General features: G+C 71.6%; 25 protein-coding genes. 11 read left to right on the top strand and 14 right to left on the bottom strand.

Features of this window, described 5'->3' with window-relative positions; all coding sequences use genetic code 11:
- From AB7F12_RS12535 to AB7F12_RS12525, 3 genes are read right to left on the bottom strand one after another with little or no spacing between them, the layout of a single operon-like run.
- A complete protein-coding gene (locus AB7F12_RS12535) occupies positions 1–2,451 on the bottom strand; it encodes a xanthine dehydrogenase family protein molybdopterin-binding subunit (protein WP_428516509.1) in 2,451 nt (816 codons plus the stop codon).
- Entirely contained in the window at positions 2,451–2,993 is a 543-nt protein-coding gene (locus AB7F12_RS12530) for a (2Fe-2S)-binding protein (protein WP_428498904.1), read from the bottom strand. Before AB7F12_RS12530 ends, AB7F12_RS12535 begins: the two co-directional genes overlap by 1 nt.
- Positions 2,990–3,901: an FAD binding domain-containing protein gene (locus tag AB7F12_RS12525; RefSeq protein ID WP_428498905.1), complete on the bottom strand. Its 912-nt coding sequence runs from the start codon at positions 3,899–3,901 to the stop codon at positions 2,990–2,992. Before AB7F12_RS12525 ends, AB7F12_RS12530 begins: the two co-directional genes overlap by 4 nt.
- Before the next feature lie 166 nt (positions 3,902–4,067).
- On the opposite strand from AB7F12_RS12525, the gene AB7F12_RS12520 reads away from it, so the two are divergent.
- The 3 genes from AB7F12_RS12520 (at position 4,068) to AB7F12_RS12510 (ending at position 6,355) form a co-directional block, all read left to right on the top strand.
- On the top strand, positions 4,068–5,009 hold the full coding sequence (locus AB7F12_RS12520) for an NADP-dependent oxidoreductase (protein ID WP_428498947.1): 942 nt from the start codon (positions 4,068–4,070) through the stop codon (positions 5,007–5,009).
- A gap of 114 nt (positions 5,010–5,123) precedes the next feature.
- Positions 5,124–5,489, top strand: coding sequence for a DUF1330 domain-containing protein (locus AB7F12_RS12515; protein WP_428498906.1), 366 nt, complete (start codon positions 5,124–5,126; stop codon positions 5,487–5,489).
- Complete coding sequence (locus AB7F12_RS12510; RefSeq protein WP_428498907.1) at positions 5,489–6,355, top strand: mycofactocin-coupled SDR family oxidoreductase; 867 nt, start codon at positions 5,489–5,491, stop codon at positions 6,353–6,355. Before AB7F12_RS12515 ends, AB7F12_RS12510 begins: the two co-directional genes overlap by 1 nt.
- 71 nt (positions 6,356–6,426) lie before the next feature.
- On the opposite strand, the gene AB7F12_RS12505 is transcribed toward AB7F12_RS12510, so the two are convergent.
- From AB7F12_RS12505 to AB7F12_RS12495, 3 genes are all read right to left on the bottom strand, one after another.
- Positions 6,427–7,128 carry a GntR family transcriptional regulator gene (locus AB7F12_RS12505; protein ID WP_428498908.1) on the bottom strand — a complete coding sequence of 234 codons (702 nt, stop codon included), beginning with the start codon at positions 7,126–7,128 and terminating at the stop codon, positions 6,427–6,429.
- Positions 7,129–7,204: 76 nt separating this feature from the next.
- Positions 7,205–8,959 (bottom strand): sigma-54-dependent Fis family transcriptional regulator, encoded by a 1,755-nt coding sequence (locus tag AB7F12_RS12500; protein WP_428498909.1) that lies wholly within the window; start codon positions 8,957–8,959, stop codon positions 7,205–7,207.
- A gap of 201 nt (positions 8,960–9,160) precedes the next feature.
- Positions 9,161–10,348 carry a M24 family metallopeptidase gene (locus AB7F12_RS12495; protein ID WP_428498910.1) on the bottom strand — a complete coding sequence of 396 codons (1,188 nt, stop codon included), beginning with the start codon at positions 10,346–10,348 and terminating at the stop codon, positions 9,161–9,163.
- A 250-nt stretch (positions 10,349–10,598) separates the two neighbouring features.
- Here AB7F12_RS12495 and AB7F12_RS12490 point away from each other — a divergent pair, with 250 nt between their 5' ends.
- The 4 genes from AB7F12_RS12490 to AB7F12_RS12475 all read left to right on the top strand — a co-directional run bounded on the left by AB7F12_RS12490 (position 10,599) and on the right by AB7F12_RS12475 (position 14,270).
- Positions 10,599–11,453, top strand: coding sequence for a sugar phosphate isomerase/epimerase family protein (locus AB7F12_RS12490; protein WP_428498911.1), 855 nt, complete (start codon positions 10,599–10,601; stop codon positions 11,451–11,453).
- On the top strand, positions 11,450–11,905 hold the full coding sequence (locus AB7F12_RS12485) for a VOC family protein (protein WP_428498912.1): 456 nt from the start codon (positions 11,450–11,452) through the stop codon (positions 11,903–11,905). The genes AB7F12_RS12490 and AB7F12_RS12485 overlap by 4 nt, the downstream gene beginning before the upstream one ends.
- Positions 11,906–12,010: 105 nt before the next feature.
- Positions 12,011–12,604, top strand: coding sequence for a carboxymuconolactone decarboxylase family protein (locus AB7F12_RS12480; protein ID WP_428498913.1), 594 nt, complete (start codon positions 12,011–12,013; stop codon positions 12,602–12,604).
- Positions 12,605–12,683: 79 nt separating this feature from the next.
- A complete protein-coding gene (locus AB7F12_RS12475; protein ID WP_428498914.1) occupies positions 12,684–14,270 on the top strand; it encodes an AMP-binding protein in 1,587 nt (528 codons plus the stop codon).
- Positions 14,271–14,316: 46 nt separating this feature from the next.
- On the opposite strand, the gene AB7F12_RS12470 is transcribed toward AB7F12_RS12475, so the two are convergent.
- Genes AB7F12_RS12470 through AB7F12_RS12455 form a run of 4 tightly spaced genes read right to left on the bottom strand, consistent with a single transcriptional unit; the run spans position 14,317 to position 16,578 of the window.
- The gene (locus AB7F12_RS12470) at positions 14,317–15,105 is read right to left on the bottom strand and encodes an N-acyl homoserine lactonase family protein (protein WP_428498915.1); all 789 of its coding nucleotides are present in this window, start codon (positions 15,103–15,105) and stop codon (positions 14,317–14,319) included.
- A 44-nt stretch (positions 15,106–15,149) separates the two neighbouring features.
- Positions 15,150–15,272 carry an aldehyde dehydrogenase family protein gene (locus AB7F12_RS12465; protein WP_428498948.1) on the bottom strand — a complete coding sequence of 41 codons (123 nt, stop codon included), beginning with the start codon at positions 15,270–15,272 and terminating at the stop codon, positions 15,150–15,152.
- A complete protein-coding gene (locus AB7F12_RS12460) occupies positions 15,239–15,958 on the bottom strand; it encodes an aldehyde dehydrogenase family protein (protein WP_428498916.1) in 720 nt (239 codons plus the stop codon). Before AB7F12_RS12460 ends, AB7F12_RS12465 begins: the two co-directional genes overlap by 34 nt.
- The gene (locus tag AB7F12_RS12455) at positions 15,937–16,578 is read right to left on the bottom strand and encodes an aldehyde dehydrogenase family protein (protein WP_428498917.1); all 642 of its coding nucleotides are present in this window, start codon (positions 16,576–16,578) and stop codon (positions 15,937–15,939) included. Before AB7F12_RS12455 ends, AB7F12_RS12460 begins: the two co-directional genes overlap by 22 nt.
- Before the next feature lie 117 nt (positions 16,579–16,695).
- Between AB7F12_RS12455 and AB7F12_RS12450 the strand changes: the two genes are divergently transcribed.
- The 4 genes from AB7F12_RS12450 to AB7F12_RS12435 all read left to right on the top strand — a co-directional run bounded on the left by AB7F12_RS12450 (position 16,696) and on the right by AB7F12_RS12435 (position 19,292).
- Complete coding sequence (locus tag AB7F12_RS12450) at positions 16,696–17,091, top strand: FmdB family zinc ribbon protein (protein ID WP_428498918.1); 396 nt, start codon at positions 16,696–16,698, stop codon at positions 17,089–17,091.
- A 110-nt stretch (positions 17,092–17,201) separates the two neighbouring features.
- A complete protein-coding gene (locus AB7F12_RS12445; RefSeq protein ID WP_428498919.1) occupies positions 17,202–17,597 on the top strand; it encodes a nuclear transport factor 2 family protein in 396 nt (131 codons plus the stop codon).
- An 8-nt stretch (positions 17,598–17,605) separates the two neighbouring features.
- The gene (locus tag AB7F12_RS12440; protein WP_428498920.1) at positions 17,606–18,439 is read left to right on the top strand and encodes a mycofactocin-coupled SDR family oxidoreductase; all 834 of its coding nucleotides are present in this window, start codon (positions 17,606–17,608) and stop codon (positions 18,437–18,439) included.
- Positions 18,440–18,464: 25 nt separating this feature from the next.
- On the top strand, positions 18,465–19,292 hold the full coding sequence (locus AB7F12_RS12435; RefSeq protein WP_428498921.1) for an LLM class F420-dependent oxidoreductase: 828 nt from the start codon (positions 18,465–18,467) through the stop codon (positions 19,290–19,292).
- Positions 19,293–19,452: 160 nt separating this feature from the next.
- Here AB7F12_RS12435 and AB7F12_RS12430 read toward each other — a convergent pair whose 3' ends face one another.
- The 4 genes from AB7F12_RS12430 to AB7F12_RS12415 are packed head-to-tail and all read right to left on the bottom strand — an operon-like array spanning position 19,453 to position 24,044.
- Positions 19,453–20,454 (bottom strand): cyclase family protein, encoded by a 1,002-nt coding sequence (locus tag AB7F12_RS12430; protein WP_428498922.1) that lies wholly within the window; start codon positions 20,452–20,454, stop codon positions 19,453–19,455.
- 19 nt (positions 20,455–20,473) lie between these two features.
- The gene (locus AB7F12_RS12425; RefSeq protein WP_428498923.1) at positions 20,474–22,585 is read right to left on the bottom strand and encodes an acetate--CoA ligase family protein; all 2,112 of its coding nucleotides are present in this window, start codon (positions 22,583–22,585) and stop codon (positions 20,474–20,476) included.
- Complete coding sequence (locus tag AB7F12_RS12420) at positions 22,582–22,905, bottom strand: hypothetical protein (RefSeq protein ID WP_428498924.1); 324 nt, start codon at positions 22,903–22,905, stop codon at positions 22,582–22,584. Before AB7F12_RS12420 ends, AB7F12_RS12425 begins: the two co-directional genes overlap by 4 nt.
- Positions 22,902–24,044, bottom strand: coding sequence for a thiolase family protein (locus tag AB7F12_RS12415; RefSeq protein WP_428498925.1), 1,143 nt, complete (start codon positions 24,042–24,044; stop codon positions 22,902–22,904). Before AB7F12_RS12415 ends, AB7F12_RS12420 begins: the two co-directional genes overlap by 4 nt.
- Position 24,045: the final 1 nt, after the last annotated feature.

Genomic DNA, 24,045 nt, shown 5'->3' with positions numbered 1-24,045 from the left:
TCAGGCCTCCTCCTGGATCCAGCCGACGATGCGCTCCGGCGTCGCAGGCAGCTCGGTGACCCGGACGTCGTGGTCGCGCAGCGCGTCGTCGATCGCGGCCGACAGCGCGCCGGGGGCCATCAGCCGGCCGGCCTCGCCACCGCCCTTGATCCCGTGCGCCGTGATCGGCGACGGCGTCTGCTCGTGGCCGAAGTTGACCTCGGGCACGTCGAGCGCGGTCGGGATGAGGTAGTCCCAGAACGTGCCGACCTGCGGGTTGCCGCCGGCGTCGTAGGTCATCTCCTCGGACAGCGCCGTCCCGATGCCCTGCGCGGTGCCGCCCACGATCTGACCGTCGTAGGAGCGCGGGTTGACCAGCGTCCCCGAGTCGTGCACGGCGACGTAGTCCAGGATGTCGACGGCCCCGGTCTCCGGGTCGACCTCGACGGCCACCAGGTGGCAGGCATGGCCGACGCACGGGTAGAACGAGCCGAGGTCGCTGCGGTCGGGCTTGGGCATCGTCAGGTGCGGGTGGTCGTAGACGAAGTTCGCGGCCAGGCCACTCTCCTCGCCCTCGGGCAGCGCCGTCTTGACGAGGTAGGCCAGCATCGCGAGGTCGGCCGTGCTGCGCCGGGAGTCCTCCGCGCCGCGCACCTGGTAGCCGCCGTCGACCCACTCGAGGTCGGCCTCGTCGACCTCCATGTCGTGGGCGGCGATCCGCAGCATCTTGTCCTTGATCTTCTTCGATGCCCCGGTGACGGCCCCCGCGAGCATGACGGTCAGCCGGCTGCCGCCGGGCCCCGCCGCGGGCAGGCCGCCCTTCGTGCCGTGGTGCACGACGGTGACGTCGGCCGGGTCGACGTCGAACTCCTCGGCGACGAGCATCGCCGCGACGGTGTCGGAGCTGTTGCCCCAGAACGGCGTCGAGTAGAGGGTCACGGTCAGGCTGCCGACGGTGTCGACGGTCAGCGACACGCCCTCGGGCGTCGAGGTCGTCTTGACCGGGACGTCCTTGTCGTCGAACCAGAACCAGAACTCGGTCGCGCCGTAGACGCTGCGCTCGTTCGCCGTGACGACACCGATGCCGACCTTGCGGCCCTCGGCCCGCATCGCGGCCTGCTTCTCGCGCCAGCCGGCGTAGTCGAAGCGCGCGAGCGCGTGGTCGAGGACCGGCTCGTAGTTGCCCGAGTCATACATGTTGCCGCTCGGGATGTGGTAGGGGAACGCGTCCGGCGGGATCAGGTTGTGCCGCCGGATGTCGGCCGGGTCCATGCCCAGCTCGGCCGCCGCCTTGTCGACGATGCGCTCCAGCGCCCAGTTGCCCGCGTCGGCGCCGAACCCGCGGTAGGCGCCCTGCTGGGTCTTGTTCGTCAGGACCGCGCGCACCCGGTACTCGGTGCTGGTGATCCGGTACGGGCCGGTGACCTGCGCGAGCGCGTTGCCGTGCGAGCCGACACCGAACTGGATGTAGGCGCCGTAGTCGTCGATGCAGTCGATCTTCAGGCTGCGGAAGGTGCCGTCGCGCATCACCGCGAGCTCGACGTCGTAGTAGCGGTCCGAGCCGTGCTGGTCGCCGTTGAGCTGGTGGTCGAGACGGTCCTCGACGTACTTCACGGGCCGGCCGGTGATCTTGGACATCATCGCTGCGGTCACCGTCGTGCGCCAGCAGAACTGCTTCGAGCCGAAGCTGCCACCGGAGATGTAAGGCTTCAGGTCGAGCTTGTTGCTCGGGATGCCCAGTGCCGCGGCCGCACCGAACGCCAGCCACGTCATGCTGATGCTGTTGGTGTGCACCACCATCTCGCCGGTGCCCGCGTCGTAGTCGCCGATCGCGGCGGTCGTGTCCAGCGGGTGCGCGGTCTGGCGGCCCCAGCGGAGCCGGTCGCGCACGATGATGTCCGACTCCTCGAAGTCGCGCGCGACCTCGCCGAAGGTGAACGTCCGCTCGTAGGCGATGTTGGTGCCCAGCGCCTCGTGGACCAGGTTCTCGGTGTTCTCCGCCGCGGCGATCGGGTCGACGATGGGCTCGAGCACGTCGTAGGTCACGTCGATCAGGGCCCGGGCGTCCTCGGCCTGGTACCGGGTCTCCGCGACGACGACCGCGACACCCTCGCCGACGTAGTGCACCTTGTCGGCGGCCAGCACGCGCCAGACGTGCTTGTCGGGGGCGGGGCCGGAGTCGGGCAGCGGGCCGAACAGTTCCGCGGCCTCGGGGCCGGTCAGCACCGCGGCGACGCCGGGCGCGTTGCGGGCGCGCTCGGCGTCGACGGCCACGATCCGCGCGTGGGCGTGCGGGCTGCGCAGCACCACCGCGTGCAGCATGCCCGGCAGGACGACGTCGTCGATGTAGCGGCCGAGCCCGCGCAGCAGCTTGGGGTCCTCGACCCGCTTGACCGACTTGCCGATCCACTTGAGGTCCTTGTGCGGCGCCATCGGCGCGGGCACGTCCGCCGGGATGTCCGTCTGCGTCATCAGGAGTCGCCCTTCGCCATCTTCTCCGCCGCCTCCATGGCCGCGTCGACGATGAACTGGTAGCCCGTGCAGCGGCACAGGTTGCTGGAGATGCCCTCGCGGACCTGCTCGCGCGTCGGCGTGGGGTTCGTCTCGAGGATCTCCTGCACGCGCAGGACCATCCCCGGGGTGCAGAAGCCGCACTGCAGGCCCTGCTTCTCCCAGAACGCCTGCTGGATCGGGTGCAGCGTGGACGCGTCGGGGGCGACGCCCTCGATGGTGCGCACGTCCCCGCCGTCGGCCTGGACGGCCAGCGTGATGCACGAGCGCACCGTCTCGCCGTTGAGCCGGACCGTGCACACGCCGCAGACGCCCTGGTCACAGCCGGTGTGCGTACCGGTCAGCCGCAGGTCCTGGCGCAGCACGTCGACGAGCAGCCGACGGCCCTCCACGCGCAGCTTGTGCTCCTTGCCGTTCACGGTGATCGTGACCGGGTGCAGGGTCTCCGGGTCGGTGTCGACGTCGGTGCCGACGGGGGCAGCCGACTCGTGCGTCGCGGTCATCGGATACCTCCGGCTCGGGTCACGGCAGTGGTCAGGGCGCGCCGGACCTGGGACGTCGCGACCGACGCGCGGTAGGCCCAGCCGAGAACGGGCGCCGAGGTCACCGGGAGGATGTGCGCGGCAAGGTCGCCGTCGGCACGCGGTTCGAGACCGGCGACGGTGGCCGCGGCGGCCATCGCGATCGTCTCCCGGTCCGCGGTGGCGCCGCGCAGCACGTCCTCGGCCGCGTGCAGCCGCACGGGCCGGTCGGCCACGCCGCACACGGCGATCGCGACGTCGATGACCCGGCCGTCGGCGACGGTCACCGACACCGCGGCACCCGCGACGGGGAAGTTGCCGCGCCGCAGGCTGAACTCCGACCAGGCCTGCCCCGTGCCGGGACCGGCGACCGGGAAGTCGACCTGCGCGACGATCTCGTCGGGCCGCGCAGCGGTGATGAAGGCACCGGTGAAGAATTCACCGGCCCCGACCGTCCGCACGCCGTCGGCGCTCAGCAGGGTGAGCCGGGCGTCGAGGGCCAGCGCCGCGCACGGCAGTTCGGCGACGGCCGAGGCGTGGGCGATGCTGCCGACGACCGTCCCGCGGTGGCGGATCGGCGGGTGCGCGACGTTCTCGACAGCCTCGGCCAGCAGCGGCACCAGGCTGCGCACGTCGGCCGAGTGCTCGACGGCCGACTGGCAAGCGGTGGCACCGACGACGAGCCGGTCGCCCTCGTGACGGATGAACCCGAGGTCGGGGATCGACCCGAGGTCGACCAGGTGCGCGGGCTCGGCCAGCCGCAGATTCAGCATCGGCAGCAGGGACTGGCCGCCGGCGAGGACACGAGTGCCCGGACCGAGTTCGCGCAGCAGACCCGCGGCGTGCTCGGGCGTCCGGCCGCGGTGGTAGCTGAACGGTGGTGGCTTCACCCCGCGAACGCTGACAGCGGGTCACACGCCCGGGTTGTCCCAAGTTGGGACGGGCCGCAGATGCGGATTGACACCCCAGAGAAGGCCCTCTTACCGTGCGGTCGACAGCCGACCGTCGCCCGATCGATGGTCTCCCCGACACAGGACGGACAGCCGCGTGACCACGATGAAGGCGATCAGTCAGGACCAGCCCGGCGGGCCCGAGGTGCTCGAGGTGGTCGAGACGGCGCGCCCCACGCCGGGTCCGACGGAGATCCTCGTCCGCGTCCAGGCGGCCGGGGTCAACCCGACCGACTGGAAGACCCGCACCCGTGGGTTCTTCTACCACGACGAGACGCCGCCGTTCACCCTCGGCTTCGACGTCAGCGGCATCGTCGAGGCCGTCGGCCCGGGCGTGACGATCTTCGCCCCCGGCGACGCCGTCATCGGCATGCCGCGCTTCCCGCGCCCGGCGGGTGGCTACGCCGAGTACGTCACCGGCCCGGCCCGGCACTTCACCCACCGCCCCGAGCAGCTCGACGCCGTGCACGGCGCGGCCCTGCCGCTGGCGGGCCTCACGGCGTGGCAGGCGCTCGTCGACACCGCGGGCGTCAGCGCCGGACAGCGGGTGCTGATCCAGGCGGCGGCGGGCGGCGTCGGCCACCTCGCGGTGCAGATCGCGAAGGCCCGCGGCGCCTACGTCATCGGCACCGCCAGCGAGGGCAAGCACGACTTCCTGCGACGGCTGGGCGCCGACGAGCTCGTCGACTATCGCAACCAGGACTTCACCGAGGTCGTCAAGGACGTCGACGTCGTGTTCGACACCCTCGGCGGCGAGGTGGCCGCACGGTCGCTGGGTGTGCTGCGCGAGGGCGGCACGCTCGTCAGCATCATCCCGCCCGCCGGGTTCGACAACTCGCTGCTGCCCTCGCGCGAGGGCGTCCACGTGAAGTGGCTGCTCGTCGAGCCCGACCCGTGCGGCCTCGCCGCGCTGACCTCCCTCGTGGCCGACGGCGCGCTCGAGGTCGTCGTCGACTCGACGTTCCCACTCGAGAAGGCCGCCGACGCGCACCGCTACGGCGAGGCCGGACGCACCACGGGCAAGATCGTTCTCGAGGTCTCCTCCTGACCCTGTCCCATGCCGGGACAACAGTTGTCGGCGGACCGTTCCTAGCGTTGGTCACGACGCCGGACTCTGCCGGTGCGAGTACTCGGACCAGCGAATGCACGAGAGGAAACGATCATGGCTATCGACCCTCAAGAGGCTGAGATCAACGCGCTGCTGGATCTCCCAGAGGACCAGCCGATCATCCTCATGAATCTGCTGCGGTTCAACGAGGGCGGCGAGAAGACCTACGAGGAGTACGTCCGGCACTGCAAGGTGCACGGGCCGCGATTCGGGGTCGAGTTCGTCTACCTCGGCAAGGGCGGACACGTGATGGTTGCCGAGGACGGACAGTCGTGGGACGCGGTCTGGATCGTGCGGTACCCCAACTCGAAGCAGTTCTTCGCCCTGCTCCACGACGCGGACTTCAAGTCCGGGTTCCATCTGCGAGGGGACTCACTGCAGGAGGCCGTCCTGCAGGTCACGACGCCGTGGGACATCTGATGGGCCGGTTGGACGGCAAGGTCGCACTGATCACCGGTGCGGCGCGCGGCCAGGGTCGGTCGCACGCACGGATGCTCGCCCGCGAGGGGGCCGACATCGTCGCAGTCGACCTCTGCGACGACATCGACGGCCTCGGCTACCCGTTGGGCTCGGCGGCCGAGCTGGAGGAGACGGTGGGCCTGGTCGAGGACCAGGACCGGCGGATCCTCGCCCGGCAGGCCGACGTGAGCGACGTCGCCGCCATGCAGCGGATCGCCGACGAGGCCTACGACGAGTTCGGCCACATCGACATCGTCTGCGCCAACGCCGGCATCTGCCAGGTCGGACCGCGGACCTGGGAGATCACCGAGGAGATGTGGGACGCCCACGTCGACGTGATGGCCAAGGGGGTGTGGGCCACGGTCCGCCCGGTCGTTCCCCGGATGATCGGGGCGGGCAACGGTGGCTCGATCATCATCACGAGTTCGTTGCTGGGCCTGAAGGGCATGCCGAACCTGGCGGCGTACTGCGCGGCGAAGTTCGCGGTCGTCGGGCTGTCCCAGTCACTGGCGGCCGAGGTCGCCGAACATGGGATCCGGGTCAACACGATCCATCCGACGACGGTCGACACGGACATCAACTTCAAGAACGAGCCGTTGAAGCGGATGTTCCGGCCCGATCTCGACCACTCCCCCAGCCGTGAGGAGTTCGGCGAGGCGTCGTCGCAGATGAACCTGCTCTGGGACCCGTCGCAGCCGTGGAAGCACGCGGTGCCGTGGCTCGACGTCACCGACATCAGCAATGCGGTGCTGTTCCTGGCCTCCGACGAGTCCCGGTACATCACGGGCCTGCGGATGTCGGTCGACCTCGGCGCGCTGATCAAGTGAGACGCGACGAGCCCCGGGGCGGCGATGCCGCTCCGGGGCTCGTTCGTGTCGGGCCGCCGGCGCGACCGGTGTCAGGCGCTCCGGGCCTCGAAGGTGGCCACGAGCCGCTCGGCGACGCCGCGGATGTGTACGTCGACGGTGTGCCGGAGCTCGGCGGTGCTCCCCGACTCCATGGCAGCCATGATCGCCAGGTGTTCCTCGCACGAGGCCATCGTGTGCTCGGCGAACTGGCCCGCGTAGTTGATGATCCGGGAGAGGTTGCCCCGGAGCCGTGCCAGATGGTCGATCAGCAGGCGGTTGCCGCAGTGGGCGACGAACAGGTCGTGGAAGGCGAAGTCGTTGTCGTTGAACGGCGCCAGGTCGCCCTGCCGGACCTGGACGACCTGCTCGTCGAGCCGTTCGCGCATGCGCGCGATCTCGTCACGGGGGATCGCGACGGCCGTCTCCGCAGCGGCGGTCTCGAGCGCCCTGCGGACGCCGTACACGTCACGGACGAGCCCGACACCGATGGGCGGCACGCTGAACCCTCGTGGCCCCGACGGCTCGAGCAGACCCTCGTCCTGCAGCCGCCGCACGGCCTCGCGAAGGGGCGACCTGCTGATCGAGAAGCGACGCGCGAGGTCGTTCTCGCTCAGCGGCACCCCCGCGGCGAGATCGCCGACCACGATCCACTCCTTGAGCGTCACGTAGGCCTGGTCGGCCAGGGACGGCGCCTTCTTCGGCGCCCTCCCCCCGAGGTCGAGCGACTCCCACGGCGGGACGGACACGGACATGACTCACCTCTCCGACCGACGTCGGCGACGATCGGTAGCGAACATATCACCGGTCGACAGGCGACCGGACGACGCGTCAGCTCCGCAGCCGGATCTCGACCTGTCCAGCGTCGGCGAGGCCGTACCGCTCGATCTTGCGGTACAGGCTCGACCGCGAGATGCCCAGCTCCTCGGCGGCGATCACCTTGTTGCCGCGGGAGTTCTCCAGCGCGGCCATGATCGCGTCCCGCTCCGCCCGCTCCATCCTCGTCAGGCTCCGGCGCCCGGCCTCCTGGCGTACGTCGAGCGGCAGGTCCGCCACACGGATCAAGCCGCCGCTGTTGCTCAACGTGCGCGCGACGACGTTCTCCAACTCCCGGACGTTCCCCGGCCAGCTCCGCCGGCCGAGCACCTCGAGGGCCTCGGCGCTCCAGCGGGCCCGTCGGTCGAGTGCGGAGGTCAGTGCGGACACCAGCGACGACAGATCGGCTGCGCGGTCACGCAGGGGCGGCACCTCGACCGTGGCGACGGCGAACCGGCCGAACACCGCGTCCAGCACGTCCTGGTGCCGCGCTCGATCGGTGGCGGTCGCGATCAGCCGGGGCGGCGACGGGCGCGCCGCAAGTCCCTCCAACACCGGGGCGAGCAGCCGCGCGCCTCGCATCCCGAACCGGTCCAGGTGGTGCAGGACGAGGACCCGGGCCCCCTCCCCGACGGTCCTGAGGTCCTCGACCCATTTCTCCGGCTGGTCACCGACGGTCCGACAGTCGACGGTGACGATCGGGTCGAGGTCGGGATCGCGGTCGGTCAGCCGCCGCGCCAGGGTCAGCTTCCCGGTGCCGGGCTCGCCGACGATCAGCAGCGGCAGCCCACTCACGACCGCGTCGGCACCCGCCTCCGCGGCGGCGGCGTAGGCCGCGCTGGGGCCGGGCCGGGCCGTCGACCGGCGGCGCGGCGGCCGTCCCTGCCGTCGGACCTCGATGAGGAGGCCCTCGTCGACCTGGGTGACGCTGACCGGGACGACGGCGCCGTCGGCGAGCTCCAGCTCGGTGACCCCGCCCGGTCCACGTGAACGGTTCATCTGGTCCCAGAGCTCCGCCGCGTCCAGGTCGGGCAGCAGCTCTGCGGCCGCCGGATCGGCGATGCACAGCCGCGGACTCAGCAGCAGGGAGGGCCGGTCGGTGCGACGGCGCGCCATGAACTGCTCGAAGAGCACACGTTCGGCTCGGCCGGTTCGCTCCAGCAGCCCCTGCCGGATCTCCTCGACGCCCCACCGCACGAGCGCGGTCAGGGCCGGATGGATCTGCTGGTCCATCAGCGTCACGTTCAGGACGCCGGCGGGTCGCCTGGTGACCGGGTGCAGGATGGGCGCCGCCACGCAGGTCATGTCCTGGTGCAGCTCACCCCAGTGCTCCGGCCCGCCGATGATCTTGGTCTGGCCGTCGGCGAGAGCGGTGCCGATGCCGTTGGTCCCGACGTGTGCCTCGTTGCAGCTCGCCCCGGGCTCGGCGAGGATGCGGCGCAGCGAGGTGCGGACCATCTCGTCCGGGATCCAGCTGCGCACCAGCTGGGCCTGGGAGTTGGCGAGGAAGACGGCGCCCCCGAGATCGTCGATCTCGGCGGCGAGCCGGTCGAGCACCCGCCCGGCGACGACGGCCAGCTCGCTCTCCTGGTCGATCTCCGGGAGTGCGGGCAGGTGCACCTCCTCCGGCGAGGCACCGCTGCTGCGGGAGCGTGCCCACGACGCGGCGATCTCGGGGCGCACCGCCGCCCGGTACCGCTCCGGGACCTGCCCGGTGACGACGAACTCGTCGCGGGCGGATCGGAGCTGGCGCGCATAGGTGGTGGACATCGTCGGCCTCCCGTCGGTGGAGCTCTGCACCGGCGGCCGGCATGGCACGCCGTGCGGACCGGATCGGTCCCTGGACTTCGGACTTCGACTTCCGACGCACGCCATCCGGACCCGGGCGACGGCGCGCCCCTTCGCACCACGTCGTGCGCAGTACCGCAATCAGACAGTCACGTGGGTCCGAGCACAAGCTGCCCGAACGGATCAGCGACCCGCGACCGTCCAGTCGCGGGCACCGTCCCCGAACGCCCGGTAACCGTCGGCGGACACCACGACGGTGTCCTCGAGCTTGATGAACCCGCGGGCAGGATGGAGCAGGGTCGTCTCCACCGACAGCACCATCCCCTCCTCCAGGGGCAGACCGCCGTGGTCGTTGGGGTACGGCACCGGACCCGTCGAGGTCAGGCGCGGGGCCTCGTGACTGATCAGGCCCATGCCGTGCGCGAGGAAGAAGGTGGTGTCGACGAACGGTCCGCGCTCGATCACCTCGCGGGCCGCGTCGAAGATCTCCTCGCCGGGCGCACCGGCGCGGATCGGCCGGCGTGCCGCTTGCTGGATCTCCTCGATGTAGCCGAGCAGCTCCTGCAGCTCGCCGTCGGGTTCGCCCAGGACGGCCATCCGCGCGAGATCGCCGATGTATCCGCCGAGGTTGCCGCCCGAGTCCAGGCACAGCACCTCCCCCGGACGCCACGGCTGGTCGGAGGCGCCGCGGTTGTGGTTCGCGCCCATCGTGGTGAGGCAGTACTCGAACGTGAGCCCGCGCGCGGTCTGCTCCCGCCGAAGAGCCTCGACGAGCTCATGCTTCGTCGCGCCCTGCCCGTGGGTCGTGAACACCGCGACCATCGACTCGACGATCGCGTCCGACGCCCGCTCGACCAGCTCGAGCTCGGCCGGTGACTTGCAGGCCCGGAGCCGCTCGAGGGCGAGGTGGGCGTGACCGATCGTGACCCCGGGCTCGGCCGCGAGGCGCAGGTACGCGTCGGCCGGCAGGAACGACGGCTCGATGCCGACCGTCACGGCACCGGGACGGACCTTGCGCAGGTGGGCCAGTGCACGGTCGACGGCGTCGACGGAACCCCAGCTCGACAGCTCGACGTCCGACACCCACAGCGGCCGGTTCTCGAGCTGCCAGTCCTCCGTCGCGTTGCCGATGTAGGCCGTCGCGTCGGGGGCGCCCCGGACGTAGACCACGACGGGCAGGTACCGGCTGACGCCGATGGCGTCCATGTAGTCGAAGAAGAAGTAGCGGTGCCCGCCGAGCAGGTACTGGACGTTGTGCTTCGAGGTCGCCAGCAGCGCATCGATCCCGGCCCGCTCCATGAGCTCGTCGAGCTGGGCGTGGTCGAACGCCGGCGCGACCGACGGCGCGGGTGGCGCGGGTGCTGCGGACATCTGGGTCCCTCCAGAACTTCGGGCGACTGTCGCCTGTCGACCGACACCGTATGAGCGTCGCCACAACGCTGTCAACGTGCCTGTCACGCAGCGTTCACAGGTGTCCCAACCTGGGACAACTCCGGCCCCACCGATGATCGCGACCATCGCGCGTACCGCGCGGCGTCGCCGCGCTCCCCCATCGCCGACACCGTCGCGTCCGCCGGCGCACCTCGATCGCGCTCGCCGACGGACCCGGCAGAGGAGACCCATGTCCACACCGCCGAAGCTCGTCGCGACCTCATGGACCGTCCTCGGTGACGTGACGCCCCGTGACCCCCGGTGGGTCAGCCCGATCGCGCTGCCCGAGCGGCTCGACATCCTTGCCGCACAGGGCTGGCACGGCGTCGGCTTCACCCAGGACGAGTTGGAGACCGTCCGCGACGACGGCGGCTTCGCCGATCTGCGCGGCCGTCTCGACGCGGCGGGCATCGGCCACGTCGAGGTCGAGTTCCTCAGCGACTGGTGGTGCGACGGTGCCGAGGGCGACGCGTCACGGCGCACCGAGGAGGTCCTGCTCGACGCCGCCGCCGAACTGGGCGCCGCGTTCGTGAAGGTCGGCACGGCGTTCCGGGAGCCGATCGCCGATCTCGAGCCCCTCGTCGAGCCGCTCGCCCGTCTCGGCGACCGGGCTGCTGCCAGGGGGCAGCGGATCGTTCTGGAGCCGGCTGCCGTCGCCATGGTCGAGTCCGTTCCACGCGGGTCCGAGCTCGTGAGCCGGACCGGGCGCGACAACATCGGCCTGCTCGTCGACCTCTGGCACGTCCTGCGGGCAGGCACCACACCCGAGGAGCTGGTGTCATCCATCCCCCACGGGCAGGTCTGGGCGGTCGAACTCACCGACGCCGACCACGAACCCGTGGGCGACCTGTTCACCGACACCGTCGACAACCGTCGCTACTGCGGTGAGGGCGACATCGACATCCCCTCCGTCGTCGAGGCCCTGCGCACCTTGGGTTTCGATGGACCATGGGGTGTCGAGATCCTCTCCACCGAGCACCGGGCGCTGCCACTGGCCGACGGCCTGCTGCGTGCCCGCGACACCGCGACCCGGTTCGTCTCGTGACCGGCCCCCGCATCGACCACGTCGGGCTCACGGTCCCCGACATCGACGTCGCCACCACGTTCCTGCGCGACGCGCTCGACGCCCGCGTGCTGCACGACATCGTCACCGAACCCCTCGACGGCCCCGACATCGAGGCAGCGCTGGGTCTGTCGAGAGGTGCCGTCGTGACGCGGGTCCGCCAGATCGGGCTCGGCGACGGGGCGACGATCGAGCTCTTCGAGATCGCGACCCGGGACCAGCGGCACGCGCCGCGCCTCGGCGATCTCGGGATCCAGCACCTCGCCGTGCGTGTCGCGGACATCGACGCCGCCGTCCGGCAGGTGACCGATGCCGGCGCCGTCCTGCTCGCGGCTCCGGCCCCGCTGCCGGGGCCCGAGGCCGGGCCCGGCCGGATGTGGGTCTACTGCCGGCTGCCCTGGGGCGGGCTGCTGGAGCTGGTGTCACGTCCCTGACGCGGTGCCCGAAGTTGGGACACCTACACCTGCCGCCCACGGTTCGACGATGGGGGCATCGGTCCGGAGCACCGATCCGGACGACGAGGTCGACGAGGAGACATGATGGCTCGGATCGCGCCTGCAGCGCCGGAGGTCTACGCCCCACTCATCGGTGAGGACGTGCCGCTCGTGATGAAGATCCACGCCCGGGCCACCCGCCCGGAACGCGTCCAGAACCTGGTGCAGTTCTTCGGTTCCTGGATGACCGACACGTCGCTGACACCACGCCTCGTCGAGCTCGTCCGGTTGCGAATCGCCTTCCACAACCAGTGCCGCAGCTGTATGGCGATGCGCTACGACAACGCCACGATCGACGGGGTCGACGAGAACCTGGTGTGCTCGCTGGAGAAGCCGGCGGAGGCACCGAACCTGTCCGACGCCGACCGCGCCGCGCTCGACTATGCGGACCGGCTCGCCACGAACCACCTGTCCATCGACGACGCCGTGTACGACGGCCTGCGGGTGCACTTCAGCGAGGGCGAGATCGTCGAGCTGGGCCAGATCGCGGCGATCTGCGTCGGTCTCGGCCGGCTCGACGCGACCTGGGACCTGCGCGACGACCTGCCCGAGCACTTCAAGGACCAGGGGCCCGCGAGCAGCGGCACGATCGTCACCCCATGGGGTGGCGACTCGTGGGTGAAGGTCGCGATGGGCTGAGTTCGCCCGTCGTCCACGGACGGCCGTTCCCGGTCGGGGGACGGCCGTCCGTTCGTCGTACCAGCAGGAGGAGGCAACGATGTCCGCAGGATCGATGGTCGACGCGTGGGACGCGACGGTCGCCCGCAACCGCTCGGCTCCGGCGATCCGGTACTTCGACCGGCTCTCGACGGTCGCCGAGGTCGACGCCGACGCCGACGCGTTCGCGTACTGGTTGCAGCACAAGGGCATCGGCCGCGGCGATGTCGTCGCCGTGTACATGCAGAGCGTCCCGCAGTTCGTCGTCACCGTGCTCGGGGTCTGGAAGGCGGGCGCGACGGTCCTGGCCGTCAACCCGATGTACCGCTCCCACGAGCTCGAGACCGTTCTCACCGACTCCGGGGCCGTCGCCCTGGTGTGCCTCGAGGCGCTCCACGCCGACGTCGCAGCGCAGGTCGTCCCGGCGACCGCGGTCCGCCACGTCGTGACGACCTCCGAGCTCGACGGTCAGGGTGGCGACGACCCACGGGTCTTCGGTACCTCCCGGCGCCTGCGACTCCCCGGCACCGACGACCTCCGCGAGGTGGTCGCCGCGCACACCGGGGAGCGTGCGTCGGCGCCGCGCCCCGGTCCGGACGACGCCGCACTGCTCACGTACACCTCGGGGACGACGGGTCCCCCGAAGGCCGCGGTCAGCACCCATGCAGCGCTCGCGTTCAACGCGGCCACGTTCCGCGACTGGGCCGGCCTCGACCCCGCGACCGACCGCATCCTCGGGCTGGCTCCGCTGTTCCACATCACCGGGATGGTCGCCCATCTGGCGACGGCGATCCTCACCGGCGTACCTCTGATCCTGACCCACCGGTTCCACCCCGAGCTCGTGGTCGACCAGATCCGCGAGCACCGGCCCACCTTCACGATCGGGCCGATCACGGCGTTCATCGCGCTCCAGGGCGTACCCGGCGCGACCCGCGACGACCTCCGCTGCCTGACCAAGGTCATGTCCGGTGGCGCCCCGGTGCCCGCGGCCGTCGTCTCGTCGTTCGAGGAGCGGTTCGGGGTCTACATCCACAACGCCTACGGCCTCACCGAGGCCAGCTCGGCGACCCACGTCGTCCCATTCGGCACCCGGGCCCCGGTCGATCCGGCCTCGGGCGCGACCTCGATCGGGCGGCCCGTCCGTGAGACGACGGCCCGTGCCGTCGACGCGGCCGGCGCGACGCTCGCCCCCGGCGAGATCGGCGAGCTCGCGATCCGGGGGCCCCAGGTGTTCGCCGGCTACCGCGGCCGGCCCGACGAGACCGCACACGCCCTGCGCGGCGACGAGCTCTTCACCGGCGACGCCGCGTACGTGGACGCCGACGGCTGGTGGTTCCTCATCGACCGGTTCAAGGACCAGATCAACGTCAGCGGTTACAAGGTCTGGCCCCGGGAGGTCGAGGACGTGTTGTACTCGCACCCGGCCGTCCACGAGGTGGCCGTCGTCGGGGTCCCCGACGACTACCGGGGACAGGCCGTCGCCGCGTTCGTCAGCCTCGAGCCGGGCCAGGACGTGACGGTGGCCGAACTGCAGTCCTACACGCGCGACCGGCTCGCCGCCTACAAGTGCCCGCGGCACGTCGATCTCGTCGACGAGCTGCCTCGCACCAGCAGCGGCAAGATCCTGCGCCGCGCCCTCAGGGGCTGACCGCCGCCCGGCCGGGGACGGGGCCCCGGCCGGGTGGGTCAGCGGCTCACTCGTAGCAGTGCGGGGCGTGGCCGTACGCGGCCCAGTCCTCGGGATCGTGGGTGATCCACACCGTCGCGTCGGCGGCGTCGCGCAGGAGCCTGAGCCTCCGGAGGCTGCGGACCGCGTCCTCGGTGTTGGAGTCGATCGGGAAGTGGATCTCCTGCTCGAACGCGGCCCGCAGGTGGGCCGTGTCACCGGTCAGGATGAACGTGCGCGACGGCAACCGGACCAGCAGGCTGAGCTCCCCCGGGGTGTGGCCCGGGGTGAACAGCACCGTGAGGCTGCCGTCGCCGAACAGGTCGACGTCGACACCCGGGATGTAGTTCCAGTCGTAGTGCCGTGTCGCCTCGATGTCGGCGGTCCGGAAGAAGCCCGCCCCGACACTCGTGGGCCAGAACGAGAACGGGAGCTCCCCCTCGCCCGCGTAGAACTTCGCCTGCGGGAACAGCGACAGCCCGCCGGTGTGGTCGAGGTGGCTGTGCGAGGCGATGACGTGGGTGACGTCGGAGGTCTTGTAGCCCAGCGCCGCGAGCTGGCGGTCGAGCCGCTGCTCGGGCTTCACCGCCAGCTTCGTCATCGTGGCCAGCTCGCCGTAGACGGCCTCGGGATCGTCGTGGGCCTCGGGAACCAGACCGGTGTCGAACAGGACGAGACCCTTCGGGTGCTCGATCAGGTACGCGGGCAGCGGAACCGTCAGCTCTCCACTGAGCCCGTACATCAGGGTCGACGCATCGAGGGTGAAGCTGGGCGAGTCGAGCGCCCACAACCGCTTGCAGGTGGCGAAGGACGGCATTGGCTCTTCCTTTCGAGGGTGGTGTGTCGTGTCGCCGGGCCGGCTCAGGCCAGGCCGCCGAGGGAGACGTACTTCGTCTCGAGGAACTCCTCCATGCCCGCGGGACCGCCCTCGCGGCCGATCCCGCTGGCTTTCATCCCGCCGAACGGGGCCTGGACGGCCGAGATCGACGCGTCGTTGACACCGACCGTCCCGTAGTGGAGGCCCCTCGCTGACCCGGACGGCGCGGTTCAGGTCGTTGGTGAAGACGTAGGCGGCGAGCCCGTAGGGGGTGCCGTTCGCGCGGTCGAACCTCCCGCTCGGTGTCGAAGACGAACACCGGAGCGACCGGACCGAAGGTCTCCTCGCGGGTGAGGTCCATCGTCTCGTCGACGTCGACCAGCACGGTCGGCGGGTAGAACAGGCCCGTCGCGGGACCACCGCCGAGCACGACCTTCGCGCCGCGCTGCTGCGCGTCCTCGACGTGCCGCACGACCTTGTCGACGGCCGCCTGCTCGACGAGTGGCCCCACCGCCACCCCGTCGTGCATCCCGTCGCCCACCCGCAACGAGCCCAGCCGCGCGACGAGCCGTGCCACGAACTCGTCGACGACCGCGCGGTGCACGTAGAGCCGGTTCACCGAGACGCAGGTCTGGCCCATGTTGCGCATCTTCGAGGCGATGGCCTGCTCGGCGGCGGCGTCGAGGTCGGCATCGTCGAACACGATCAGCGGAGCGTGTCCGCCGAGTTCGAGCGAGACCTGTTCGACGGTGTCGGCGGCGGCGCGCATCAGCAGTTTGCCGACCTCTGCGGAGCCGGTGAACGACACCAGGCGGACCCACGGGTCGGCCATCAGCGCGTCCGCGACCGGCACCGGGTCGTACTCGTGACGACCTGCAGCACGCCGCGGGGAAGCCCGGCGGCGGCGAAGCAGCGGGCAATCTCCAGCACCGAGATCGGCGTGAGCTCGGCGGGCTTGACGATCATCGTGCAGCCCGCCGCCAGCGCGGCGCCGAGCCTGCGCAGGCTCTGTACGGCCGGGAAGTTCGACGGCGTGATCGCCACGGTCACCCCGACCGGCTGCTTGACCACGGTGATCCGCTTCTCGTGCACCGCGGCCGGGATCGTCATGCCGTAGGCGCGCGGGCCCTCCTCGGCGAACCACTCGAGGAACCCGATCCCGTACTCGATCTCGCCTCGGGCCTGGTCCAGCGGCTTGCCCTGCTCCTGGGTCAGCACTTCGGCGAGGTGTCCGATGCGGTCCCGCATCAGTGCGGCTGCCGCCCGGATCGTGGCGGCCCGCTCCACTGGTGGGGTCGATCCCCATGCGGCCTGAACTGCGCTCGCCGCGTCCACCGCTGCCGTCGCGTCGGCCGGGGTCGCGTCGGCGACCTCGGCCAGCCCGTCGACGGGGTCGGTCACCGCGAACGTCGCTCCGCCAACTCCCCCACGCCACTCGCCGTCGACGAACATCCGGTCGAGGAACTCGGTCATGGCTCCAGAACCGTAGGGACGGCGAGAACGTCGTTGGTGTGCGATTTCGGGACACCCGCGAGCCGTTGTGTCATATCGACACAGACTCGCAGCCGCCCATTCTGTTTCCCTGTGCCGATGGCGATCCTTGTCGACTACGTGTGCCCCACCTGCGCAGGCCGGTTCGAGGCCCGGGTCGCGGTCCCGCCGCCGACGTCACGGGACTGCCCGGCGTGCGGCTCCACGGCCCGGCGAGCCTGGTCCCCGGTGGGGCTGAGCCGTGGCGGCGCCCCCGCGCCGCAGGCCCCTCGGGCCGCCGGGGCCGAACCCTCGCTGTGCACCCGCAACCCGGACGTCCTCGGGCTCTGCCACATGACACCTGACGCCGGCCGGGCGTGGGTCGCGCGGGTGCGCGGTGACAACCGCACGCTCGAGCGCGAGCTGGCGAAGCAGGAGGCGGCCGCGGCCGTCCGGACCCCGAAGCTCGACGACGTGCTGAGCCACAGCCACTCGCGCCCGGCTCCGGCCGGCTGAGCCGGCGCTTGTCCCAAGGTGGAACAACACCCCCGGGACCCGCGTCCATAGCATCCTTCGTCGGACAGCCGACGACGGCCGGACATCGTGACAACGGAAGGTGGCAACTCATGAGTGACGCCGACAAGCAGGTCGTGAAGGGTTTCGTCGACGCCTTCATCCGCGGTGATCTCGAGGACGCCCTCAGCCGCCTCGCCGACGACGCGATCGTCGACGAGGCCGACGGCATGGACTTCTCCGGCAAGTTCACCGGCCCCGCGGGGTTCGTGAAGCTGATCGAGAAGATGACGGCCGGCGTCGAACCGCGCATCGACACGAACACCCTCATCGACGGTGGCGACGTGATCGTCTCCCGGTTGGAGATGACGTTCACCTCGAAGGGCAGCGGCCGGTCGATGCCGACGCGGGTCACCGAGATCTACACCGTCCGCGACGGCAAGATCGTCGGTCTCGACTCCTTCTACAAGGACCCGGTCGCCATCAACGTCCTCTACAACGAGAAGTGAGCCGAGCCATGGCTGGGAAGCTCGAGGGCAAGGTCGCCCTCATCACCGGCGCCGCGCGCGGCCAGGGCCGCTCGCACGCGCTCCGGCTCGCCCAGGAGGGCGCCGACATCATCGCCGTCGACGTGTGCGGACAGGTCGACACGGTCGAGTACCCGATGTCCACCCCGGAGGACCTGAAGGAGACGGTGCGCCTGGTCGAGGACCTCGACCGCCGGATCGTCGCCACCCAGGCCGACGTACGTGACTACGCCGCGATCTCCGCGGCCGTGGACGCGGGCGTGTCGTCGCTGGGCCGGCTGGACATCGTCTGCGGCAACGCGGGCATCGTCAACCTCGGCATGGTGCACGAGCTCTCGCTCGAGCAGTGGGACACCATGATCGGGGTCAACCTCACCGGCGTGTTCCACACCTGCAAGGCGGCGATCCCGCACATCATCGCCGGCGGCCGCGGCGGCTCGATCACGCTGACCAGCACCGCAGTGGCGTTGCGCCCGGTCCAGGGCGCGGGCCACTACATCGCCGCGAAGCACGGTGTCGTCGGACTCATGCAGACCCTGGCGCTCGAGCTGGCTCAGCATCACATCCGGGTCAACACGGTGCATCCGACCAACTGCGACACCGACATGATCCAGAACCCGTCGATGCGCAAGGCGTTCGTCCCGGACTCGGAGAACCCGACCCGGGAGGAGAGCGTGCCGGCGTACACAGCCCTCAACGCGCTGCCGATCCCGTGGATCGAGCCGCGCGACATCTCCAACGCCATCGCCTTCCTGGCCTCCGACGAGGCTCGCTACATCACGGGCATCGCGCTCCCGGTCGACGCCGGGTTCCAGCGCATCTGACGGACCGATCGATCGAGGAGACCACATGAAGATCGGCATCGGCGCGTTCGTCGCGGACGGAGCGATCCGCCCCGACGTGCTGGGACGAGCGGTGGAGGACCGCGGGTTCGAGTCCCTGTTCGTCACCGAGCACTCACACATCCCGGTGAGCCGGGAGTCGCCCTTCCCGCTGGGCGGGCCGATGCCGGACTACTACGCCCGGCTGCTCAACCCGTTCGTCGCGCTCACGGCGGCCGCCGTCGTGACCTCGCAGATCACCCTGGGGACGGGAATCGCGCTCATGACCCAGCGCGACGTCATCTACACGGCGAAGGAGGTCGCGAGCCTCGACGTGATCTCCCGCGGCCGGGTGCTGTTCGGGGTGGCGCCGGGCTGGAACAAGGAGCAGATGCGCAACCACGGGACCGATCCGAGTACCCGTGGCGCGCTGCTCGACGAGCAGCTCCAGGCGCTGAGGATCATCTGGACCGAGGACGAGGCCGAGTTCCACGGCCGGTTCGTGAACTTCGACCCGATCTGGTCGTGGCCCAAGCCGGTGCAGGAGCGCCTTCCCCTCTACGTGGGCGGGTGGGGCCCGGCTGCGGCCAAGCGGGTCAACGCCTACGGGGACGGCTGGCTGCACGGCGGCGCCCCCGACGCGGACGCGGTCAAGGCCCAGTTCGAGATGCGCGCGGAGTACGCGCCCGATGCCCCGATGAGTGTCTTCGGCGCGGACGGCGACGATCTCGCCGTCCTGGACGCCTACCGCGACGGTGGGGCCGAACGTGTCGCCGTCGTCCTCGAGCCGGCCTCCGAGGGTGACACCCTCGCCCGGCTCGACGTGCTCGCCGCCCTGGTCGAGCGCTACCACTGAGGCCCCAGGCCCTGTCGGCCGTGAGGTTGCGCCCGACCAACCGAGCGCAACCTCACGGTCGCCCGCGGCCGCGCCGCCAACCGTAGGGTTGCGCGCGAACGGCCGGCCGCAACCTCACGGTCGTCGGGGAGCTGCTGAGGAGCAATGAGGTTGCGGGGCGTCAGCGGATCGCGACGGCGTTGCTCGGCGAGCCCACGCCGCCGGTCAGGTTCAGCGGCGTCGCCACCACCATGCAGTCCCACCGGCCGTCGGCCGCACACGCTGCGGCCAGCTCGTCGAGGGCCCACAGCTCCCCCAATACCACGCCGAGCAGCGGGATCAACACCCGGTGCATCAGCCCGCTGTGCGGGATCCGGGGCGCTCCCGCGCGCTCGGCGGCGGTCAGGAACGGCGAGTCCAGCGGCGCCGGCCACGACTCCACGGCGAACGTGTCGCTCGCGACCACGGCGAACCGGTTGTCCCACAGCCATTCGACGGTCTCGTGGCACGCCCGCAGTCCCGATGCACGCAGCGGCACGAGCTCGCGGCGCTCCGCGGCGCTCAGCTCGTGCAGATAGTGGCGCCCCCACCCCGTGCGCACCATGAGGATGTCCCCCGGGCGGAACTCGACGCCCTGCGCGGCGGCGGCCTCGGTGACCGTCGCGACGTCGATCGGCTCACCCGCGTCGTGGTCGAGGACGTGGCCGCGGGCGCGCAGGTGGCTGTCGACGTCGACCAGGACCCCGCGGCCGACGATCCCGTGCTCGGAGTAGCGGTTCACCCCGAGCGTCGGGGTGCCCGGCAGCAGCCGGTCCGGGTCCGTGCCGTTGTAGAAGCCGTGCTCGGGATGGGCGAAGTGGCGCAACCCGTCGAGCTGGCTGCTGCCCTGGGTGTAAAAGCCGTCGAGGTACTCGTCACGGTGATGGTCGTTCGCGCCGAACATGTTGTGCTGCAACGGCTTGCGCGTCGGCGCAGGCGGCGGGTCGAACGCCTCGAGCGGGTGGTCGAGACGGACCCGCTCCCCCGTGCGCATGAGTCCGGCCGCCGCCCGCACCCGCTCCGGGGTGATGTGGTTCAGCGTCCCGATCTCGTCGTCGTCACCCCACACGCCCCAGGACGACCCGGGCGGTGCGTCGGTGCGGGCGCGGAGCTGGGCGTAGGTCGGGAACGTCTGCTCGGTCACGGCCGCATCGTCGCTCAGCTCACGACCGGGCGCCGCGCTCGACGAGGACGACGGCGTCGACCGCGACCGCGCCGGCCCCCTCGCCGCGGCGCAGCAGGACCGGGTTCGCGTCGGCGCTCACCATCCGCGACCCGGGGCGGACCATCTCGTCCCCGAGCCGCACGGCCATGTCCACCCACGCATCGAGGTCTGCCGCCGCGCTCCCGCGGACCGGCCCGAGGAGGGGCGCGATCTGCAGGGAGCCGACCGCCGCGCGGGCCTCCTCGGCGGTGAACGGAGGCAGCAGCACCTGCACGTCAGGGGCGACCTCGACGGCCGTCCCCCCGGCACCGAGCACGACGACCGGGCCGAAGACCGGGTCGAGGTGGGCCCCGACCATGACCTCCAGCGCTCCGGAGAGCATCGGCGCGACGAGCACCGAGCCGTCCGTGATGCCGTTGTACGCCATGATGTCCAGGACGTCGGCCGCCGCCGCCGACACCGCGCCTGCGTCGGCGAGGCCCAACCGGACCAGACCCATGTCGGACTTGTGGGTGATCGCCGCGGTGCACCCCTTCACGACGACCGGGCTGCCCCCGAGCGCCTCGAACGCGGCGACGGCGGTCCGCACGTCCACGCACCGCGTCACGGGAACGCACTCGATACCCAGCCCGACCAGCGTCGCCAGGCTCCGGGCCTCGTCGAGCGTGTCCGTCGGGCCCGCGTACCGCCGCGCCGACAACGGTGCCCTCCCCGCGGCGGCGCCGGCCGCGGCGCGGTGGCGGGTCACCTGGGCGAGCGCCGTGACGGCGGCGTTCTCGTCGTCGAACACGGCGAGACCGGCCCGGCGGAACAGCTCCCCTATCTCGGGCTGCGCGATCGCCACCGCGACCGGAACATCGCCGCCGCGCGCGAACGCGGCGACGTCGGCGGCGATCGCGGCGACGTCGTAGCCGCGGCCCGCGACCGGGATACCGACCACGCAGGCGTCCACGCCGGGATCGGCGCCGATCGCCGGCAGCACCTTGCCGAACAGGCTGCTGTCGGTCATCAGTGCGGCCGTGACGTCGACAGGGTTGGCCGTCGCCGCGAACGCGGGGAGCGCCACGTCCAGACGCTCGCGTGTCGCCGGCGAGAAGGTCGCCAGGTCGAGGCCCCGGTCGGCTGCGGCGTCGGCCGCGAGCACACAGATCGCGCCGGAGTTGCTGACGATCGCGAGCCCCGAGGAATCGGAACGCTCCCGCGGCGTCGCCGCTCCCTGCAGATACAGCTCCGCGGCGGCGGTCAGATCCGCCGAGCCACGGGCCCGCCAGATACCGAGCCTCTCGAAGAACGCGTCGACGACGCGGGTCTCGTTGGCGAGCGCCCCGGTGTGGGACGCGGCCGCCCGCTGCCCGCCCGCACTCCGCCCACCCGAGAGCGCGACGACCGGCACACCACGGCGGGCGGCGATCTCGGCCAGCCGTTCGACGGAGGCGGGGTCGCGGATGTCCTCGAGGTAGAGCACCAGCAGCCGTACCTCCGGATCGGCGACCACGGCCGCCGCGAGCTCGGCCGCACCGACGTCGGCGTCGTTGCCGGTGGCGTGGGCGTAGCGCACCCCGATCCCCCGGCGGCGCAGCGCACCGTAGGGCACCGAGCACATGGCACCGCTCTGGCTGACGACGGCGACCGGCCCGTCGGCGGGCGGTGCCTCGGTGAACATCGTCGAGAAGCCCAGCACCGCGCCCGAGCCGAACGAGGCGAGGCCCTGGGTGTTGGGTCCGACGAGACGCATGCCGGTCCGCCGTGCGGCGGCCACCATCTCCTGCTGACGACGTCGTCCGTCCGGATCCGGGATCTCCCCGAACCCCGAGGACATCACGACGCAGCCGCGCACCCCGAGCTCGGCGCAGGTCGTCACCGCGTCGACCGCGGCCTGTCCCGGGACTCCGACGACCACGACGTCGGGGACCTCGGGCAGGTCCTCGACCGAGCCGAACGCCGGCAGCCCCTGGATCGTGGGACGGCTCGGGTTGACCGGGTAGACGGCGCCCGTGTAGCCGAGCGTCGTCATGTACCGGATCGGCCGGCCGCCGATCTTGTCCGGGTTGTCGGAGGCGCCGATCACGGCGACCGAGCGCGGGGTGTGGAAGAACGACAGCTCGGTCACGGGCTCTCCACCTCGAGGAAGGGGACCGCGACGGGGTCGTCCGCCTCGGCCCGGAACGTCAGACGGGCCGGTGAGCCCGCCTCCAGCGCGGGGTCGCAGCGCCCGAGCACCCGGATGCCGTCGACGAGGTCGACGAGGGCGATGGCGCCCCGCTCCCCCGACGTCACCCCGACGACCACCCCACGGGCGGCCGCGACCGTCGTGGACACCGGCCCGGCGCACCGGGGGCACCGGTCGCGCCGCAGGTACCAGCGGTGCGCGCAGTCGTCGCACACGCTCACCAGCACCCGAGGGGTTCCGTCCGTCCAGTCGCTGTTCACGCCTCACCTCCCGCACGTCGCAGCACGGCCGTGACGTGGGCCGACATCACCCCACCGTCGGCATGGACGAGGCCCTGCCGGGCCCCGTCGACCTGGCGCCCCCACGCCTCCCCTCGCAGCTGCGAGACCACTTCCACGAGGTGGGCCATCCCGCCGGCGACGCCGCAGTGCCCGTAGGACAGAAGACCACCGTGCGGGTTCACGGGTGTGGACCCGTCGAGGTCGAGGCGACCCTCCGCCGCGGCCGCTCCGGCCCGCCCCGGTTCCGCCAGGCCCAGCTCCTCCAGCAGCAGCGCGAGCGTGATCGTGAAGCTGTCGTAGATGCCGAACACGTCGACGTCGGCGACGTCGGTGGCCGCCGCGGACAGCGCCCGGCGTGCCGACACGCGAGCACCGGACTCGTGGAGGTCGGCCTCGCTGATGTGCTGGTGCAGGTGCGCCTGTCCGGTCCCGGCGATCTCGACGTCACGCGCGCCACCTCCGGCCCCGACGACGACGGCCGCGCCGCCGTCGGAGATCGGGCAGCAGTCCAGCAGGTGCAGGGGTTCGGCGACCGGGCGCGACGCGACGACATCGGCGACGGTGACCGGCTTGCGGAACTGGGCGCCGTCGTGGCGGGCGGCGTGGGTGCGCATCGCGACCGCCAGCGGCGCGAGGCCGTCGCGGGGGTCGAGCCGGTGCTCGTGCAGGTACGCCGACGCGAGCAGCGCGTAGTACTGCGGAACCGTCGCCCGGATCGGCACCTCGTAGCGGTGATGACCGACCTGGGCGAGCGTGTCGGTCGAGGTCTGCGTGCTCTGGCCGCTCGCCCGGTTCTCCCCCGCGACGACGAGGACCGTCGATGCCGCGCCGGAGTCCACCAGCGCCGCGGCCTGCGCGACCATCGCCAGCCCGGTGGCCCCACCGACCGACGCGCCGAGGGCGACGTGCGGGGTGATGCCCAGGTACTCCCCGAGGAGGTTGGCGGGCATCAGATGACCCAGCGTCGTCGCGTACCCGACGACGAGGCCGTCGACGTCCGCCGGCCGCACGCCCGCGTCGGCCATGGCGAGCCTCGCCGCATGCGCCTGCCAGCCCAGCGCGTCCCGGCCGGGGAGCCGGCCGAACGCAGTGAGTCCCGCCCCACGAATCCACGCCACC

The sequence above is a fragment of the Pseudonocardia sp. genome (assembly GCF_050250275.1).
GTDB lineage: Bacteria > Actinomycetota > Actinomycetes > Mycobacteriales > Pseudonocardiaceae > Pseudonocardia.
The sequence above is the reverse complement of the archived record's forward strand: the minus strand, read 5'-3'. Positions and strand labels throughout refer to the sequence as shown.